The organism is Stenotrophomonas sp. SbOxS2 (assembly GCF_013416715.1).
Lineage (GTDB): Bacteria > Pseudomonadota > Gammaproteobacteria > Xanthomonadales > Xanthomonadaceae > Stenotrophomonas > Stenotrophomonas lactitubi.
The window spans coordinates 217,462-236,527 of sequence record NZ_JAAVXD010000001.1 but is presented as its reverse complement, the minus strand read 5'-3'; the positions used below and the strand labels follow the sequence as shown (position 1 = coordinate 236,527).

Annotated in this window: 15 protein-coding genes; 11 read left to right on the top strand and 4 right to left on the bottom strand. The window is 64.1% G+C overall.

Features of this window, described 5'->3' with window-relative positions; all coding sequences use genetic code 11:
* Positions 1–51: 51 nt before the first annotated feature.
* Entirely contained in the window at positions 52–474 is a 423-nt protein-coding gene (locus HFK18_RS01205) for a hypothetical protein (protein ID WP_306669818.1), read from the top strand.
* A gap of 81 nt (positions 475–555) precedes the next feature.
* Positions 556–1,152 carry a DUF1439 domain-containing protein gene (locus HFK18_RS01200; RefSeq protein WP_180163813.1) on the top strand — a complete coding sequence of 199 codons (597 nt, stop codon included), beginning with the start codon at positions 556–558 and terminating at the stop codon, positions 1,150–1,152.
* Positions 1,153–1,224: 72 nt separating this feature from the next.
* Here the strand turns inward: HFK18_RS01200 and HFK18_RS01195 are convergent, their stop codons facing one another.
* Together HFK18_RS01195 and HFK18_RS01190 are read right to left on the bottom strand one after the other, a co-directional pair.
* A complete protein-coding gene (locus HFK18_RS01195) occupies positions 1,225–1,767 on the bottom strand; it encodes a type 1 glutamine amidotransferase domain-containing protein (protein WP_180163812.1) in 543 nt (180 codons plus the stop codon).
* A 172-nt stretch (positions 1,768–1,939) separates the two neighbouring features.
* Entirely contained in the window at positions 1,940–2,407 is a 468-nt protein-coding gene (locus tag HFK18_RS01190; RefSeq protein ID WP_180163811.1) for an SET domain-containing protein-lysine N-methyltransferase, read from the bottom strand.
* 210 nt (positions 2,408–2,617) lie between these two features.
* On the opposite strand from HFK18_RS01190, the gene HFK18_RS01185 reads away from it, so the two are divergent.
* From HFK18_RS01185 to HFK18_RS01165, 5 genes are all read left to right on the top strand, one after another.
* Complete coding sequence (locus tag HFK18_RS01185; protein ID WP_025873978.1) at positions 2,618–3,073, top strand: SUF system Fe-S cluster assembly regulator; 456 nt, start codon at positions 2,618–2,620, stop codon at positions 3,071–3,073.
* 18 nt (positions 3,074–3,091) lie between these two features.
* Positions 3,092–4,567 carry a Fe-S cluster assembly protein SufB gene (gene sufB, locus HFK18_RS01180; RefSeq protein ID WP_180163810.1) on the top strand — a complete coding sequence of 492 codons (1,476 nt, stop codon included), beginning with the start codon at positions 3,092–3,094 and terminating at the stop codon, positions 4,565–4,567.
* A 73-nt stretch (positions 4,568–4,640) separates the two neighbouring features.
* Positions 4,641–5,405: a Fe-S cluster assembly ATPase SufC gene (sufC, locus tag HFK18_RS01175; RefSeq protein ID WP_100551762.1), complete on the top strand. Its 765-nt coding sequence runs from the start codon at positions 4,641–4,643 to the stop codon at positions 5,403–5,405.
* A complete protein-coding gene (sufD, locus tag HFK18_RS01170) occupies positions 5,405–6,667 on the top strand; it encodes a Fe-S cluster assembly protein SufD (RefSeq protein WP_180163809.1) in 1,263 nt (420 codons plus the stop codon). The genes sufC and sufD overlap by 1 nt, the downstream gene beginning before the upstream one ends.
* Entirely contained in the window at positions 6,664–7,920 is a 1,257-nt protein-coding gene (locus HFK18_RS01165) for a cysteine desulfurase (RefSeq protein WP_180163808.1), read from the top strand. Before sufD ends, HFK18_RS01165 begins: the two co-directional genes overlap by 4 nt.
* A 711-nt stretch (positions 7,921–8,631) precedes the next feature.
* On the opposite strand, the gene HFK18_RS01160 is transcribed toward HFK18_RS01165, so the two are convergent.
* Entirely contained in the window at positions 8,632–9,585 is a 954-nt protein-coding gene (locus HFK18_RS01160) for an RHS repeat-associated core domain-containing protein (RefSeq protein WP_180163807.1), read from the bottom strand.
* 3 nt (positions 9,586–9,588) lie between these two features.
* Positions 9,589–14,907, bottom strand: coding sequence for an RHS repeat domain-containing protein (locus HFK18_RS01155; RefSeq protein WP_180163806.1), 5,319 nt, complete (start codon positions 14,905–14,907; stop codon positions 9,589–9,591).
* A gap of 241 nt (positions 14,908–15,148) precedes the next feature.
* Here HFK18_RS01155 and HFK18_RS01150 point away from each other — a divergent pair, with 241 nt between their 5' ends.
* From HFK18_RS01150 to HFK18_RS01135, 4 genes are all read left to right on the top strand, one after another.
* Positions 15,149–15,688: a GNAT family N-acetyltransferase gene (locus tag HFK18_RS01150; protein WP_180163805.1), complete on the top strand. Its 540-nt coding sequence runs from the start codon at positions 15,149–15,151 to the stop codon at positions 15,686–15,688.
* The gene (locus tag HFK18_RS01145) at positions 15,685–16,017 is read left to right on the top strand and encodes a non-heme iron oxygenase ferredoxin subunit (RefSeq protein ID WP_088101588.1); all 333 of its coding nucleotides are present in this window, start codon (positions 15,685–15,687) and stop codon (positions 16,015–16,017) included. Before HFK18_RS01150 ends, HFK18_RS01145 begins: the two co-directional genes overlap by 4 nt.
* A 161-nt stretch (positions 16,018–16,178) precedes the next feature.
* Entirely contained in the window at positions 16,179–16,586 is a 408-nt protein-coding gene (locus HFK18_RS01140) for a hypothetical protein (protein WP_180163804.1), read from the top strand.
* A 154-nt stretch (positions 16,587–16,740) separates the two neighbouring features.
* Positions 16,741–19,023 carry a TonB-dependent siderophore receptor gene (locus tag HFK18_RS01135; protein WP_180163803.1) on the top strand — a complete coding sequence of 761 codons (2,283 nt, stop codon included), beginning with the start codon at positions 16,741–16,743 and terminating at the stop codon, positions 19,021–19,023.
* Positions 19,024–19,066: the final 43 nt, after the last annotated feature.

Below are 19,066 nucleotides of genomic sequence, written 5' to 3'. Positions count from 1 at the left end.
GATTCCACGACACCAGACTCAGCCCCCGCCGCAACCACCGCTTCCGCACCAATGACGGAAGCGGCATCGGAGGCAGCTTCCGTCGACGCCATCACCATCGACCCGCTGTATGGCGCCGTTGCCATCGGCAGCGAATCGCCCGCAGCGATGCTCAACCGCTACATGCTCGACCTGCTCAACCAGAACAAGGCACGCAGCGACGCGGCCTGGACCTATGCCCCGGCCGACCCGCGTCACGCTGACGACGCCGTGCTGCGCCTGCTGCCCGACGTACGCAACCTGCGCCTGGACAGTGATGTGGCGGTGCCGCGCGACGATGGCCAGCCGCCGCGCCTGCTGCAGGTGCCGGTGAAGATCCGCGCGGTGACCGCCGAGGGCACCTTCCGCTACCACGGCTGGTACCGCGTACAGCCCAGTGCCGACGGCCGCGCCTGGCAGATCCAGTCGGCCAGCCTGCAGCCAACGCTGGACTGAACCGTTGCAGCGGTGTGTACCCGCGATTCAGCGGGCAAAGCTACTCTGTAGGCCTCTTCGATCCTTCTTCCGGTCACCACCATGCGCCTGCGTTCCCTGATGACCCGCCTTGCCGCCTCGACCGTGCTGATTGCTGCCGCGATCGGTGCGCAGGCCGCCCCTTCGATCTCCGGTCGTGAACTGGCGGTCGGCGCCAGCGACGTGCAGCAGTACCTGGACGGCAGCTTCCCGCGCACCCAGGACGCACTGGGCGGCCTGATCGCACTGACCATGAGCCACCCGCAGCTGAGCCTTCCGGCCGGCGAGCGGTTGAACCTGGGCATGGACGTGGCGCTGGCCACTGCGGGCGGCAACCCGGCCAAGCTGGGTACGGTGAAGCTCAGCAGCGGCCTGCGCTATGACGCGCAGACCCAGGGCTTCCACCTGCAGCAGCCGAGCGTGGACGACTTCACCCCGGCCAGCCAGGGCGGCCGCCTTGACTCGCGTACCCGCGGCCTGCTGAACGCATGGCTGAGCGACTACGCCCAGCGCGAACCGATCTACAAGCTGGACCCGGCCGTGGCCGGCCTGCTCGGTGCCCTGCAGGTGCAGTCAGCGCAGGTGAAGAACGGCAAGCTGGTGGTGACCTTCAACCAGAATCTGGGCAACCTGGTGCCGGCCGGCGTGCTCGGCAAATAAGGTAGTGCCGGCCGCTGGCCGGCAATCCTTTCACGCACGTGCCGGCCAGCGGCCGGCACTACCAGCACAACATCACGCCGCCAGCGCTTTCACCACCGCCTCGCTGAAAGCGGGAATGTCATCCGGCTTGCGGCTGGTGATCAGGTTGCCGTCCACCACCACTTCCGCGTCGCGCCAGCGCGCGCCGGCATTGGCCAGATCCTGCTGCAGCGACGGCCACGACGTTACCTCGTGTCCCTTCGCCAGCCCGCTGTTGATCAGCAGCCAAGGGCCGTGGCAGATCGCCGCCACCGGCTTGCCGGCCTCGGCCATGCTGCGGATGAAATCCAGCACTGCTTCGTTGGTGCGCAGGGTGTCCGGATTGATCACGCCACCGGGCAGCACCAGCGCATCGAAAAGGCCGGCGTCGGCGCCCTCCAGCGGTTGATCCACAGCGACCGAATCGCCCCAGTCCTTGTCCTTCCAGCCCTTGATGCTCGCCTCCTTGGCCGGCGAGACCACGCTCACGCGCGCGCCCTCCGCTTCCAGCAGGTGCTTGGGTTCGATCAGTTCGGACTGCTCGAAACCGTGCGTGGCGAGGATGGCGATCTGCTTGCCGCGTAGGCGCTGAGTCATGTCGTGCTCCAGATGAGGGGGAGCGGACAGGGTGGGCGAAGGCGCATTGAACGACGGTGACCTGGTCGTGCACGGCAGGTGCAGAAACGCCCGGGTAGCGCCGGGCCATGCCCGGCGGCTTCTGATTCCGCCCGCGCTTCGCGCTCGCCGGGCATGGCCCGGCGCTAGCGGATCAACGCTTGGGCTGCAGCATCGTGCCGGTGCACTTGGGCGAACCGCAGCGGCACTCCCAGATCTTCTTCAGCTTGGCCGTATGCCGCTCGGCCAGGGTGATGCCGTAGTTGTAGGTCAGCTCTTCGCCGGCCTTGATGTCGCGCAGCGCCTCGATGAACACCTTGTCGCCGCGGCTGTCACCGTCTCCGTCTTCCTCGATCACCGCCTCGCAGTTCGGGTCGCAGCTGTGGTTGATCCAGCGCGCGTCGTTGCCCTTGTAGTTGGCATCGATCACCCAGTCGTCGTTGAGGGTGAACAGGAAGGTATGGCCGCTTTCCACGTCGCCACTGTCATCGGCATCGACATCGCCGTGGCTGCGCAGCAGGCCCTTGTACTGGATCACGCGCTCGCCCTGCTTGATCGGGGCCACGGAAAACACACCGTTGCCGTGGATGGCGGACTTGCGGGCTTGGATCTTCTTGGGCATCGGCAAGAGACGTTTGCAGCGAAAGGAACGTTGATTCTCGCCCATTCCGGGTGATTGCGAAAATCACCCCCATGCCCCAGCATGTCGCCCCGTCGGCCGCCCTCGGCCGCCGACCTGCAGCCGGCCCCAAGCGCCCGCTGAATGGCCGGGTTGGATGCCGGCGAATAAAAGCGTACAATTTCAGTCCGCTTTAAGAACCACTCGCATCCCATGTTGCGCGTCACCAAGCTCACCGATTACGCCACCGTCGTACTGACCGTGCTCGCCGCCCGTCCGGGCGAGGTGCTCAGTGCCACCGAGCTGGCCGAATTCACCGGTCTGGAGCCGCCCACCGTCAGCAAGGTGCTCAAGCCACTGGCCCAGGCTGGCCTGGTCGAAGGCCTGCGCGGCGTCCGCGGCGGCTACCGGCTGACCCGCCCATCGATCGAGATCTCGCTGTTTGAAGTGGTCGAAGCCATGGAAGGGCCGTTGGCCCTGACCGAGTGCAGCCACGACCACCACCAGTGCGGCATGGCGCCCAAGTGCGGCGCACGCAGCAGCTGGCGGCTGATCAACGACGTGGTCTCCGAGGCCCTGCGCGATGTCAGCCTGGCGCAGATCCTGCCCCCTCTTCCCCTTGTCGACGAAGAACAGCGCCGCACCATCGCTGTCGACGTCGTCTCCTGATCCGTAGGCAGCCCCCCCATGGCCACCGAAACCATCGAAACCGTCGCCAGCGACGACACCCCCAACCGCGAGATCCATGAGCAGCTCGGCCGCAAGTATTCGGCCGGCTTCATCACGGACATCGAGTCGGACTCCCTTCCCGCCGGCCTGGACGAGGACACCATCCGCGCCCTGTCGGCCAAGAAGGAAGAGCCGGAATGGATGACGCAGTGGCGCCTGGACGCCTACCGCCACTTCCTGACCATGCCGATGCCGAACTGGGCCAAGCTGCAGATCGCCCCGATCGACCTGCAGGCGCTGAGCTACTACTCCGCGCCGAAGGGCCCGAAGTACGCCTCGCTGGATGACGTGCCGAAGGAACTGCTGGACACCTACGACAAGCTGGGCGTGCCGCTGCACGAGCGCGCCAAGCTGGCCGGCGTAGCGGTGGACGCGGTGTTCGACTCGGTCTCGGTGGGCACTACCTTCCGCAAGGAACTGGCCGAGAAGGGCGTGATCTTCTGCTCGATGTCCGAAGCCATCAAGGAACACCCGGAACTGGTGCGCCAGTACCTCGGCACCGTGGTGCCGGTGGGCGACAACTACTTCGCCGCGCTCAATTCGGCGGTGTTCTCCGATGGCAGCTTCGTGTTCATTCCCAAGGGCGTGCGCTGCCCGATGGAACTGAGCACCTACTTCCGCATCAACGCCGGCCACACCGGCCAGTTCGAGCGCACGCTGATCATCTGCGAAGAGAAGGCGTACGTGTCCTACCTGGAAGGCTGCACCGCGCCGATGCGCGATGAGAACCAGCTGCATGCGGCGGTGGTCGAACTGGTGACGCTGGACGATGCCGAGATCAAGTACTCCACCGTGCAGAACTGGTACCCGGGCGACGAGAACGGCGTCGGCGGCATCTATAACTTCGTCACCAAGCGTGCCGAATGCCGTGGCGCGCGCAGCAAGGTCACCTGGACCCAGGTCGAGACCGGCTCGGCGATCACCTGGAAGTACCCGTCCTGCGTGCTGCTGGGCGACGACTCGGTGGGTGAGTTCCACTCGGTGGCGCTGACCCATCATCGCCAGCAGGCCGACACCGGCACCAAGATGATCCACGTCGGCAAGCGCACCAAGAGCAAGATCATCAGCAAGGGCATCAGCGCCGGCCGCGGCCAGAACACCTACCGCGGCCTGGTGAAGGTCGACCGCAATGCCGACGGCGCGCGCAACTACACCCAGTGCGATTCGCTGCTGATCGGCAAGCAGTGCGGCGCCCACACCTTCCCCTACATCGAGGTGAAGAACCCGGGCGCCACCGTCGAGCACGAGGCCACCACCTCGAAGATCTCCGACGACCAGCTGTTCTACTGCCGCGCCCGTGGCATCAGCCAGGAAGACGCGGTGTCGATGATCGTCGACGGCTTCTGCAAGCAGGTGTTCCGCGAACTGCCGATGGAATTTGCAGTGGAAGCCAAGAAGCTGCTGGAAGTCTCGCTGGAAGGTTCGGTGGGCTGATCGCCCGCCCTGCCCTCGCACAACGCATTCTTTTTACCGGCGGGCCCCGGCCCGCACCACGGAAACCCCCACCATGCTGAAGATCGAAAACCTCCACGCCCGCATCGGCGACAAGGAAATCCTCAAGGGCCTGTCCCTGGACGTGAAGCCCGGCCAGGTGCACGCCATCATGGGCCCCAACGGCGCCGGCAAGTCCACCCTGGGCAATGTCCTGGCCGGCCGTGACGGCTATGAGGTCACCGAAGGCAGCGTGCAGTTCGAAGGCGTCGACCTGCTCGACCAGGACCCGGAAGCGCGCGCCGCTGCCGGCCTGTTCCTGGCGTTCCAGTACCCGGTGGAAATCCCCGGCGTGAACAACACCTACTTCCTGCGCGCCGCGCTCAACGCCCAGCGCAAGGCACGCGGCGAGGAAGAACTGGATTCCATGCAGTTCCTCAAGCTGGTTCGGCAGAAGCTGGCCGTGCTGCACCTGAAGGACGAACTGCTGCACCGTGGCGTCAACGAAGGCTTCTCCGGTGGCGAGAAGAAGCGCAACGAGATCTTCCAGCTGGCCGTGCTGGAGCCGAAGCTGGCGATCCTGGACGAAACCGATTCGGGCCTGGACATCGATGCGCTGAAGAGCGTGGCCGACGGCGTCAACGCGCTGCGCAGCGCGGACCGCTCGTTCCTGGTCATCACCCACTACCAGCGCCTGCTGGACTACATCAAGCCGGATGTGGTGCACGTGCTGGCCGATGGCCGCATCGTCAAGAGCGGTGGCCCGGAACTGGCGCTGGAACTGGAAGCGCACGGCTATGACTTCCTGAAGGACCGGGTCGTGCCCGAGGCGGCGGTCTGATGAGCGCCCTGCTCGACTCCATGGCCCAGGCCTTCTGCGGCAGCGATGCGCGCCGCGAAGTGCTCGACAGCGCGCTGCGCGACGGCCTGCCCGGCGCACGCAGCGAAAGCTGGAAGTACACCTCGCTGCGCCAGCTGGAGCGCCGCAGCTTCGCGGCCGCACCGTTGGCCCCGGCGCTGCTGGATGCCGCCGCGCTGGAGGACATCCCGGCGCCGCGCCTGGTGTTCGTCAATGGCCGCCTCGACGACGCGCTGAGCGACGTGCAGGGCCTGCCGGCCGGCGTGCAGCTGGAAACGCTGTCTTCCGCACTGGCCGCTGGCGAGGATGCCGTACGCTTCCTCGGCCGCCGCTATGAGCGCAGTGACGAAGTATTCGCCCGCCTCAACGCTGCCCTCGCCGATGAAGGCGTGGTGCTGCGCGTGGACGACGGAGTGCAGGTCGAGGTACCACTGCAGCTGGTGTTCGCCAGCGTCGCCGGCGACACCGATCTGGCCTGGCACCATCGCCACCTGATCGAACTGCGTGCCGGCGCCAGCCTGGGCGTGGTCGAGCATCGCTTCAGCGTCGGTGATTCGGCGCACCTGGACAACACCGTGCTGCACGCCCACGTCGCCCGCGATGCGGTGCTCAAGCACGCCCGGGTGCAGGCGAGCAGCGCGCGCCAGACCAGCTTCCTGCGCACCGACGCGGTACTGGCCAAGGACGCGCAGTACCACCGCGTGGACCTGGAGCTGGGTGCCGCGCTCAGCCGCCATGAACTGAACGTGCGTCTGGAAGGCGACAACGCCCAGCTGACCGCCAATGGCGTGCTGCTCGGCACCGGCCGTCGACACGTCGATACCCGCCTGGGCATCGACCACATCGCCCGCGACACCAGCGCCGAGCTGCAGTGGCGTGGCGTGGCCGCCAACCGCAGCCGCGTGGTGTTCCATGGCGGCATCCAGATCCGTGCCGGCGCCGATGGCACCGACGCCAACCTGTCCAACAAGAATCTGCTGCTGTCTGCCGACGCCGAGATCGATACCCAGCCGACGCTGGTGATCGACGCCGACGAAGTGAAGGCCGCACACGGCGCCACCGTCGGCCAGCTCGACGCCAACGCATTGTTCTACCTGCGTTCGCGCGGCCTGCCGCAGGCCCAGGCGCAGGCGCTGCTGAGCGCCGCGTTCTGCCACGAACCGCTGAAGGTGCTGCCCGAAGCGCTGCGCGAACAGCTGGCACGCCGGCTGGACAAGGCACTGGCCGAGGCGGGCGTGGCATGAACCTGTCCACCCCGCGACCGATCGAAGCACCCGCCGACGCCCCCGACTGGGCGCGCGTACGCCTGGACTTCCCGCTGCTGATGCGCGAAGTGCACGGCAAGCCGCTGGTCTATTTCGACAACGCCAACACCGGCCAGAAGCCGGTGCAGGTGATCGGCGCGGTGGACGAGTTCTACCGCCGCTACAACGCCAACGTCAGCCGTGCCGTGCATGCGCTGGGCACCGAGGCCACCGACGCCTACGAAGGCGCACGCAACAAGCTGGCCCGTTTCCTCAACGTGCGCAGCAACGACCTGGTGCTGTGCAGCGGCACCACCTTCGCGATCAATCTCGTTGCCTACTCCTGGGCCCTGCCGCGGCTGAAGGCCGGCGACGTGATCCTGGTGTCGCGCATGGAGCACCACGCCAACATCGTGCCGTGGCAGCTGGTGGCCCAGCGCACCGGCGCGACCATCCGCGTAGCCGAGATCACCCCCGACGGCGCGCTGGACCTGGACGCGCTGCGCGCGGCGATGACCCCCGAGGTCAAGCTGCTGGCCGTGGCCCACGTCTCCAACGTGCTCGGCACCATCAACCCGGTGCGCGAGATCTGCCGCGAAGCCCGCAAACGCGGCATCGTCACCGTGGTCGACGGCTCGCAGGCCGCACCCCACCGCAAAGTCGATGTCACCGCCATCGGCTGCGACTTCTACGCCATCACCGGCCACAAGATGTGCGGCCCGACCGGTACCGGCGCGCTGTGGGCACGCCGCGAGCACCTGGATGCGATGCCGCCGTTCCTGGGCGGCGGCGAGATGATCAAGGAAGTCAGCTTCGACGGCACCGTGTTCAACGATGCCCCGCACAAGTTCGAAGCCGGCACCCCCAACATCGCCGGCTTCATCGGCCTGGGCGTGGCCGCCGACTATCTGCAGAACGTCGGCCTGGACCACGTGGAAGCGCGCGAAGCCGAGCTGCTGGCCCACTTCACCGAAGAGCTGCGTCGGGTCGATGGCCTGCGCATCATCGGCGAGGCACCGGAAAAGGCCGCGGTGGTGTCGTTCCTGATCGACGGCGCACACGCGCACGACCTGGCCACCCTGCTGGATCTGGAAGGTGTAGCCGTGCGTTCGGGCCAGCACTGCGCGCATCCGCTGCTGCAGTACTACGGCGTGGCGGCGACCTGCCGTGCCTCGCTGGCGTTCTACAACACGCATGAAGAGATCGAGCGGTTCATGACGGCGCTGGCGAAGGTGCGGAAGTTGCTGGGGTGAGGTCGCGATAACACCCGGAAAGTTGCGAGCGCCACGGGAGACCGTGGCGTTTTTTTTTCCGTGGTTGCCCATGCTGCGCCACTGCACGACGACCGTAAACGTCATCTGCAGAGACATGTAACGACCTATCGGCACCCGCCTCGGACACCAGCAGAATCATTCCTGTTATCACAAACTGCTTAATCGGAGGGCGATTGATACCTGGAATTCACTTCAGATCTTCGAGATCAACGGACACGTCTCCGAAAGTCGCTTTTGGAATCGGACCTGGGACCCTCAAAGATTGAACGTCAAGTGGGGCATGCATTTCACCGAGAAGAAGATCATCCGTCGACCCGTCCGTCCTCCTAAGCCTGAACACCCCAGTCACTGATACCCACGAATAGGCATACCGATCAAACACGCCACGCTGGAGATCTATTGGTCCCCTGATGCGAACTTCGGTCTCATCGGTCACTCCAGCCTCGAACAGCTCCTTGCTGGAGCTCAATACAAAGAGCCCCCGGCTAACTCCGAGATAGCCCTCCATGCGTATTGATTTCCCATCGAATAGCCGAGGGGTCGCAGCCAGCGCCCGGAAGCTGACTCGACAAACTGGATTCTGGCCAATCCCACAGACCTTTGCGGGCGGTGCCTGCCCTCCGTCTTGAAGACCGCAACCGACCACGGAAAACACCAAGAAGAAGGCCACGCAAAGCTGATAATTTAGTTTCATTTCACAACCTCCGACTCACCATCTTTATTCAGCCTATATACACCCGACGGATCCGAAACGTAATTTATCGAATTTGTCGTCTTGTACGTTTCAACATCCCAATAGGAGAATGGCGAGTAGGCACGTTTGTATCCGTCCAATGCTGGATGCGTGTGGATATTGATCCCCCCTACGAGAGGCCTACCGGCAGTTGCACCCAGCCAGTCCCCATCCCGAACCCGACTGGATATCCCAATATCGGAAAGATGAAAAGCACCGCTATTCTTCATCACGATTTCCGCACTCACCTCCCATCCGAATCTAATAGAGTATTTCTGATAAACCTGTGAGAAGACCTTGGCAGCATCATCTGAATTTGCGTTCGCAATTGACTCCATCTTATCCTTCGTAGCATCAACAACACCCTTCATAGCATCATACCGAGCCTGCGCATTCTCCTTGGTGAAACCAGACGGGAGAGCCCCTCCGATTGCCGCCACCCTTACTCCAGCGGCGATACCATTATTTTTTATTTTGCTCCCGGTAATAGCCTGCCGAGCTTCCTTGGGCTGCCTTCCATCCGGATCAAGGAACCGATACGGGTTCCCCAGCGCATACGCGTAGCGTCCAAAAGCAGCCACTGATGAGGCTATTGGATCGACTGATAGAAATGCACCAGTCTCCCCATCATAGTACCGCTGCTGCATGTAACTCAGACCTGTGCCCGAATCCGTCACGTGCCCGGTGTACCCAGGACCATCTTTCAACGGCCGATTGACCACGGCCCCATACGGTTCATACACCCTCCGCTCGATTACATTTCCGGTGGCATCGGTTATCGCCACCGGTGAACCCAGTGCATCGGTGTGGATGTATTCCACAACTTCCTGGGCCGCAGCCGGTGCAGCACCGGCCATAGTCGCCACCACAAGAAGCGCTGCGCGAATCAGTAGAGAAGTGACTCCATTCATGGCTCAGTCCCAGCTCAGTACACCGCGGGTGACGGGATGGTCGGCTGACCACGACGAGCAACCGCCTGCATTGCAGGCACGCACGCGATAGTTGCCTGCACAATACGCATTGCCGTTTGCACTCACATAGGCGTTGGGCCCCGTATACAGACGCTTGCCACCGCCACCACTCTCAAGCTGGTACTCGGTGGCGTCGGCCATTTGGCTCCACCCCACCGAGCACTGCACCTGATAGGGCGCCTTGCGCGTGGTCAGCCATTCGGCCAGATAGAAATGGGGCGTCCCTGGCGGAAGTGCCACTGTTACCGTCACGATGCCTGAGTAAGGACTGCACCCCACGAAGTTGCAGGCACGCACGCGATAGGCATAGCTGCCCTTGCCGCGGTCCGCGCCAAAGCTGTTAGCACCGCCGTTATGCACCACGGTCCATCCACCGCCGTTGGCGCTCTCCTCGAGGATGAAGCTCTCACTATTGGCGGGTACAGACCAGCTGAAGCTGTATTGCGGCACATTCACCAACCCCGGAGCGCTGATCACCGGCTCGATCGTCGGCGCCCCGATCACGGCAACTGTTGCAGATCCCGACCACGGCCCGCATCCAGCGCCGTTGCAGGCCGTGACGCGGTAGGCATAGCTGCCCACTCCACGTGCAGGCGTGGCATAGGAACCTGCATTGCCATCGAACAGGGTCACCCAACCGCCGCCATTGGCGCTTTCCTGCAGCGTGTATCGATCAGCACCGCCAATCCCGTTCCAGCCAATGCCAATACTGCCGGGTGCCGAACGAGCCGGCGCTGACACTCCTGGAGCACTGGCAGGCGGGTAGACCACCGCCACCGCAGCGCTACCGCTGTAGCTGGTACACCCCACCGGATTACACGCACGGACACGGTAGTTGAAGCTGCCTCCCGGTTTGCCGGTGAACCCCTTGGATTGGCCCACCGCATTGTGGACCTGGGTCCAGGCACCACCATTGGCACTCTCGTCGAGCTCAAAGCGCTCTGCACCGGCAGAGGCCGACCAACTGACGCTGTAGCTGCCGTTGAAGGCGGTTGCCGGTACGGTCAGCACAGGCACCGTAGCCGGCGGCAGTTCGACGGCAACCGAAGCGGTGTTGCTCCACTCACCACAGACCACGCGACAACCACGCACACGGAACTGATAGGTACCGGTAGCCAGACTGGTACTGGTGAACGCCTGCACCGCACCGTCGAAGATCGTGCTCCAAGTACCCGCCTGGGCACGCTGCAGCTCATAGCGGTTGGCGCCACCGGCCGGACTCCATGTCAAGTTAACGCTGCCTTGGGTGATGTAGCCTGGGGCGCTCAGCGCCGGAATGCTGGGTGCGGCCTCGCCGTGCACCTGCGCCACCAGACTGCCGGACAGGTACAGATAGTCTGTCTGCTTTCCCGTGCGCTCATTGCGCTGGAAACGCAGCACGCCGCCATTGTCATAGAACGAGTAGATGGCGCCCGACTCGCTGTTCCAGGCTTTCACCCGGCGTCCATGCGCGTCGTACAGATAGGCCTCCGTCGTTCCCACCGTACGCAGGCGGTTGCCGTAGTCGAAACCAAACGCCTGGCCATTGCGGATCGAAAGATTGCCCTGCACGTCATAGCCGAGACCGACAACGGTCGCGCTGCTGCCGGTATCGACGACGTTGACCAGACGATTGGTCGGATCGAAGTAGTGCGTACGATCCCGGCTGCCGACCTTGGCCCGGCGCAGGTTGTCCAGTGCGTCGTACTCATACAGCGCATTGCCAAAACCAGGTGCGGTAACCGAGCGCAGTCGATCCAGCCCGTCGTAGGCCATGTCACGATTGCCTGGCGCACCCGGCAAGCCATCAGAGATGGCCATCACGTTGCCACCCGCATCGTAGTCGTAGCTGTCATCGAGCACTGCGGCCGCAGCGGTTGCATCGCGACTTCGATCAGGAAGACCACGTGCATTCTGGGTCATCGTATGGACAACGCCATTGCCATAGACGAAGCGCGCCAAGGCACCATTGGCAAAATAGCTGGCCTCCTTCGCATAGCCCGCCACCGATGTGGCGCGGCCGAGTGCATCCGGGGCATAGCTGGCGATACGCCCACCCGGATACGTGTTGCTCGCAAGCGTGCCATTGCCATCGTAACCATAGGCGAAGTTCACCGTTCCCAGATCCAGATACTGCAGCGTCTCGCTGCTGAGCAGACGACGATGGTTGTACTGGTAGCGATTGATGACGAGCGGACGGCCGGCCTCGTTCTGCGTACTGATTTCTGCGGGCAGGCCGTCCGGCGTGTATGACCAGGTCTGGTTGCCGCGACCATCGGGGAAGATCAACGCCAGCAGTCGATTGGCAGCGTCATAGCTGCGCTGCACCGCACGCCCGCTGGCAAGCGCCTCGGCGCGATTGCAGTCGCTGGCGTTGGTCAAACCCGTACCGGCAGCCGACCACAGGACATTGCCGGCAGCATCGTAGTCCTGCACCGTCGCCCCGGTTTCCGGCTCGATGGTCTTGCACAGCTGCTGGTAACCGTCATAGACATAACGGCGGGTCAGCGCCTGGCTGCCGTCGGCGCTGCGACGGGTGATCGCCAGCGGCTTGCCGAGAACGTCGCGCTGGATCTCGGTCACGACCCCTTCTGGATGCTGCAGCGTCAGCGGCATCTCATAGGTGGGCTGGTCATAGGCCAAGTGCCGTGTTGTGGTCGACTGGCCGCGTGGATTGGTCACCTTCACCGACAGGTTGCCCACGAACTCGGAACGAGTCACCAAGGCGCCAAGTTCGGACGACTGGCTGACCACGACCGGTCGACCCAGCGCATCGTACCGCGTGCTGGTGCCACCAAGCGACGTGTTGATGTCGGAAAGCGAGCGAACAGGATAGGACGCGAACACTGTTTTGCCACTGGTGTCGTAGCGGGTCACGACTGCGCTATCGAGAACGTTGTCTGCATTTTCAGTGACCAGCACCGGGCGGAACATGGCGTCCAGATAAGTGTCGGTCCGTCTACCGCCTTGGGTTCGGGAGTGCTTCCATGCGCCAGCCGGCACGCCGAACTGCGCTCCGCCCAACCGCTGCAGGTCCATGGTCACCGCATTCCAACTCACGGTGTCGCCTCCAGGGAACTGCTGGCTGCGCAGGCGCCCCATGCTGTCGTAGCTGAAACTGGTGGTCGCACCGATTTCATCGGTCAACGAGGTGATCCAACCGTTGTCGTCCACCACAACGTTGCGCGTCGCTCCATTGGGAGATTCAGCCGTGGCTGGCATCCGCAACTGCTGCGGCACACCGCGTTTCCAACCGGAAAGATGGCTGGTGTTGCCACGGCCGTCGGCGACCGACGCCACCGTACCGTCGGCTGCGTAGGTCACCTGCTGTGCCAGACGCCCGAAGGCATACGCCCGTATCGGCAACGCATTGGTCGTGTCGAACTCGGTGCGTGATTGCTCAACACCATTGACTACGCTACGCGCTGACTGACCGTTCACCCATAGTGCGAGGTTGTCATAGTAGGTGGTTGCGCTGGTGCGGCTCTGCCCGGCGGAGTTGCCCTCGACGACAGTCACTTCGCGCGCAAAAGCGTCGAATGCCTGCACGGTGCGGGTGAACTGCACGCCATCCTGTTCCACGACAGTGGACTGGACAGGACGGTTGTAGTGCGCCTTGAGATCACTCGCCCCGTATTTGAAGTCCTTGCCGGCTTCCTTGGGAAATGGCGCCGAGTCCAGTTGGGCATCCGGGTAGTAATTGTTGCGATCAACGCGCACGACGGAGCCGCCCGAACGCGTCGTGGTCGACAGGAGAAGACCGTCGTTGTACGCCACCTCCTTGCCGAACTCATACACACGCACGACACCGTCAGGCAGCGTCTCGGTGGTGATCTTCGGCTCGGCCTGGCCCGGAGGAATGTCCGGACCGCCCAGATCGTTCGCGTAGGCCCCATTGAGATTGGTGTACTGATAGGTCCACTGCGCCGTGGGCATACCTGGACCACTGATGGTCTTGGCCACAAGCGACATTGCGTCACGATAGATCGGCGTGTAGTTCCAACCATCAGCAAACAGGTGATTGTCGCCGGAAGTCTGGCAATCCAGAGAGACGTTCTTGCGCCCGTGGCGGAACGGCCGGAACAGGAAGGTTCCCAAAGCACCCGAAGGATGCTGGACGGTCATGGATATCTCGCTCGGCACGATCTTGTTCATGCGAGAACAGGTTGCCGGATACTCCATGTACTCCCAGATGTTCTGCCCGATATAGTCGGCATACTTATGTGTGACTGAAAGCGGCGGCAGGTGGTAGACCCACTGGGTTCCGTCCGGCAGCGTCACCGTCCGCAGGATATCGGCCTCGGTGTAGTCATAGATCCATGTACGCCCTGCTGTCGTGGCAGAAGCGATCAATCCCTTCGCGTTGTAGATCAGGCTGATCTCGCGACCATCGTTGGCTACCATGCGCAGCAGTCGGTCACCACTCCATTCAAAGCGCACCCAGTTGCCGAAGCGATCCACGATCTGCGATGGGTACAGGAACACACGCTTGCGATTCAGAAGCGCGTTGCTTTCCGGCCCGTAGGGTTGCAGCGTCGCGCTGGTGTTCGCTCTGGCCACCATCCAGTCGAAGTAATACCTGGTGCCATCAGGGGCATGACCAAGGAATCCTTGCCCCGGCTGACCACTCTTCAATGCGCTCAAACAGCTGAACGTCCAGCCTCCCTTCGTGCTCCAAGGCGCAGGCTCGCCAAACTGCGGCTGCGGCTGGCGCGGGTCACCGTTGCCGCCGAGCACCGGCTCTCCGCCGCCCCCCGGCAGGGAAAGGCGCACGCCGTCCCAGAACGTATGCGTATTGAAGTTGACGATCTGCGTGTGCCGTCGATTCCAGACATCGAGCGCCGGCGGTGCGCCCACCGTCGAACAGCGCGCTGCCGGCGTCCAATAGCCGGCGGCAGCAGTTTCCGGCAGATCACCGTAGACACCTGACAACGATGGAATATCCAGGCCCCAATCGGAGAACGGGCTCTCGCTGCTGCCGTCACCAGCGCTGTAGGTTCGGCTCAGCGCCATCGGCAAGCTGCCGTTACCCGGAATCGAAATATCCGTGGCCTTGAAGCTGATCGAACCGTCATACAGGTTCACCTGCTCACCAAAGATCTCGCCCTTCAGCGGCTCGACAAGATCGCCATACTTCAAGCGCTTGTCATATTCCTGACGCCAAGTCGGCACGATCTGGGCGGAAGCGGTTACCGGCGCCATCACGCAGAAGGCCAGTGCTGTCAGAAGCAGGCCTTTGATGGCGTTTGCCGCGCGCGGATGAGCAATGAGCCGTGCTTGCATGAAGATCCTCCCTGGATCGACCTTCCTTGAGAGCCCCGCCCACATCGCGCCACTGTCGATGCTCAGATCGGACGTTGCCCACTCCGGCAGACAACCACACGCTTGAACACGGTGGGCGGGCATTGTTTCATTTATGAATGAAAAATGAAGGCGATGTCAACAAGGCGTATCCGACGCACTTGGCAAAGCCAGCCAGATCAGCCACCTCCCCGCTTGCCCCCACGCCACCTAAAATGCCCCCATGAGCACCCTGACCTTCCGCGCCGCCACGCCGGCCGACATCCCCGCCCTGATCACCCTGGTCACCTCGGCCTACCGTGGCGACGCCAGCCGCGTCGGCTGGACCACCGAAGCCGACCTGCTGGACGGCGCCCGCATCGACGCCACAGGCATCCAGGGTGACCTGGACCGCCCGCGCTCGACCATCCTGCTGGCCGAACGCGACGGCCAGCTGGTGGCCTGCGCCCACGTCGCCGACGTCGACGGCAAGGGCTACTTCGGCATGTTCTCGGTCGACCCGGCCCAGCAGGGCGGCGGCGTCGGCAAGCAACTGATGGACGCGGCCGAAGCCCATGCCGCACGCGAATGGAACGTGCCGGTGATGCAGATGACGGTGATCGACGTGCGCGATGAACTGATCGCCTTCTATGAGCGCCGCGGTTACCAGCGCACCGGCATCAAGAAGCCGTTCCCGTATGGCGACGAACGCTTCGGCATTCCCAAGCGCGACGACCTGCGCTTCGAGATCCTGGAAAAGCCACTGGCCGGAGCCACCGCGTGAGCGAGGCCTGGACCTTTGTCTGCGCCGGCGCCGAACTGCTGCCGGGCGAAATGAAGAGCGTGTTCGACGAAGTGACCGGTACGCCGATCGTAGTGTTCAACCTCGACGGTGAGCTGTACGCGCTGGAAGACCAGTGCACGCATGAGGAATTCGAACTGTCCTCGGGTGAGTTCAACACCACCGAAGGCAGCGTCGAATGCGTGCTGCATGGCGCCCGCTTCGACGTGCGCGATGGCCGCGCCCTGTGTGCGCCGGCCTATACCGCGGTGCCGAAGTTTCCGGTGAAGCGCGAGCACGACGCGGTGTGGACCCGCGACGACCGCGATTGAGGCCAGGGGCATCCACCCATGGGGTGGATCTACAGGAACAGCCTGAAGGGCCTGCCAGGGCCTTTCGGCGCCGCCCGGGCGCCCTGCCGCATCTCGTACATGCGAATCATTATCGTTGATGTTATCCTACGTAACATCTTCGTAACGCCTCCGCCTGCGCCATGGCTTCGTCCGCGCCCACCGCCCCGCTGTGCAAGCTCGCCCGTCAGGGGTGGCCGCTGCTCGTGGCCGCGCTGCTGACGCTGCTGCTGGGCTGGTCGGCGTTGCACGAAGGTCGTGGTGAAGGACACGCCGCCAACGCCGGCTGGCAGGCGCATCTGCAGGATATCGAGCAGGCCGCTCCGCTGCCGGCGCCTTCCGGCGACGAATGCCCACACCACGCCGCCCCCGCCCCGGAACCTCCGGTGGATGGTGAAGGTGGCACGCCCTGCGCCGGCACTGCCCTGCCGCGTGCCGCGCTGGTGGCGCATATCCCGCTGTGGCACTCCGATGCCCTGCGCTGGCAGCTGCACGACCCCTCGCTGCGCCTGAATCCCGGCCACGCACCTCCGGCACCGCGCGCCATCTGAGGCGCCCTGCGGCCGTTGCCGCGCGCCTGATTGCGTTTCCGGCCAGCCGAGCATGGCTCGGCTCCACAGAACCCACCTCCTGCCTGCCGCTGCGCGCCCAGCCGTGCTGGCCGGCTCTCGCTCATTCCTTATCCAAGCCACCGCCAACCTGCCCATGACCCACATCAAGACCCGCAAGTACGCACCTCGCGTTTCGGTACTGGCCACCGCCACCCTCGCCGCCGGCTTCGCGCCGCTGGCGGCACAGGCGGCCGACGACGCCGGCGCCAGCCAGGCCACCGAACTGGACAAGGTCCAAGTGCGCGGCAGCTGGTTCAACCCGTCCTCGCCGAAGTTCACCGCTGCGCTGCTGGACACCCCGAAGTCGGTCTCGATCGTCTCGGAAAAGCTGATCGCCGAAACCGGTGCGACCAACCTGCAGGATGCGCTGCGCATGGTTCCTGGCATCACCTTCGGTGCCGGCGAAGGCGGCAACCCGACCGGTGACCGCCCCTTCATCCGCGGCTTCGACTCGCAGAGCAACATGTTCGTCGATGGCCTGCGCGACGTCGGTTCGCAGACCCGCGAAGTGTTCGACCTGGAGCAGGTGGAAGTGGTCAAGGGCCCGAGCTCGGCCTACGGCGGCCGTGACTCCGGTGGTGGCAGCCTCAACCTGGTCAGCAAGACGCCGAAGCTGAAGAACGAGACCACTGCCAGCATGGGCATCGGTACCGACAGCTACGCACGCGGCACCGTGGATGCCAACTACGTGCTGGCCGATGGCATCGCCGCACGCCTGAACCTGATGAAGCACGAGTCGGACATCGCCGGTCGTGACGCGGCCAACGTCAGCCGCTGGGGCATCGCGCCGTCGATCGCGTTCGGCCTGAACGGCCCGGCGCAGCTGATCGCCAGCCACTACCACATGCAGAGCGACGACCTGCCCGACGCGGGCGGCTTCCCGTACGGCAACCCGAACGGCGCACCGGTATCGAAGTGGGTCGACGGCCGCCCGATGGTGCCCGACCGCAACAACTACTACGGTCTGGTGGACCGCGATTTCCAGCGCACCCGCGCCGACATCAGCACCCTGGACGGCAGCTACGACTTCGGTGGCCACAAGCTGCGCAACATCGCGCGCCTGGGCAACACCAGCAACGATTACCTGTGGACCCAGCCGGACGACAGCCAGGGCAACCCGAACAACTACGGCACCTTGTGGCGCCGTACCAACAGCCGCGCCGTCGACGTCAAGAGCTTTGCCGACCAGCTGAGCCTGACCGGTGCGTTCCAGACCGGTGCGCTGAAGCACAGCTACAGCGCCGGCCTGGAATACAGCGACGAAAAGATGACCCGCGGCAGCTACCTGATGACCCCGGGCACCAGCAACCCGCTGACCAACAGCAGCAAGTGCCCGACCACCGGTGCCGCCACCGGCTACAACTGCACCAGCTTCGACAACCCGAACCCGAACGATCCGTGGGCGGCCACCCATGCGGTGTACCGCAGCGACAAGGCGCTGGACGTCGAGCAGCGCACCAAGACCACGTCTGCCTACCTGTTCGACACCATCGAACTGAACGCGCAGTGGATGATCAACGTCGGCCTGCGTTACGACGACTTCTCCACCACCCTGACCACCCCGGTGGCCGGCAAAGCGCCGACCCGCGTGCGCAACGACAATGACTTCCTGAACTACCAGGCCGGCATCGTCTTCAAGCCGGCTGCCAACGGCAGCATCTACCTGTCCTACGGCACCTCCTCCACCCCGCCGGGCATGGACGGTGGCGACGGTTCCGATGGCCTCAGCGCCGCCGTGGCCGACCTCAAGCCGCAGGAAACCAAGAACCTCGAACTGGGCACCAAGTGGGACCTGTTCGACAACCGCCTGAACCTGACCGCTGCGATCTTCCACACCGTGATGGACAACGCACGCGTGACCGTGGACAACGGCACCAGCCAGAACGCCGGCAAGAAGGAAATCAACGGTGTGGAACTGGGCTTCACCGGCCAGCTGACCGACGCCTGGAGCCTGTACGGCGGCTACACCTACCTGGATTCGGAACTGAAGGACAACGGCTTCGTCTGCGCCGTGTCCGGCCGTACCTGCCCGTCCAACGTCTACGTGCCCTCGCCGTACAACGGCAACGTGTTCCCCAACACCGCCAAGCACAGCGCCACCCTGTGGACCACCTACCGCTTCCCGTTCGGCCTGACCGTCGGCGCCGGTGCCAACTATTCCGACAAGCAGTACGGTGATGTGGCCAACACCAAGTGGATCCCCAGCTACACCCGCTTCGATGCGATGGCCAGCTACGCGATCCAGGACAACATCAGCCTGCAGTTGAACGTGCAGAACCTGACCGACAAGACCTACTTCACCAAAGCCTACGCCTCGCACTACGCGAGCATCGCCCCGGGTCGTTCGGCCACCCTGGCACTGAACGTGAAGTTCTGATGTAACCCGCAACACCCGCACGGCGGCAGGATCTCCTGCCGCC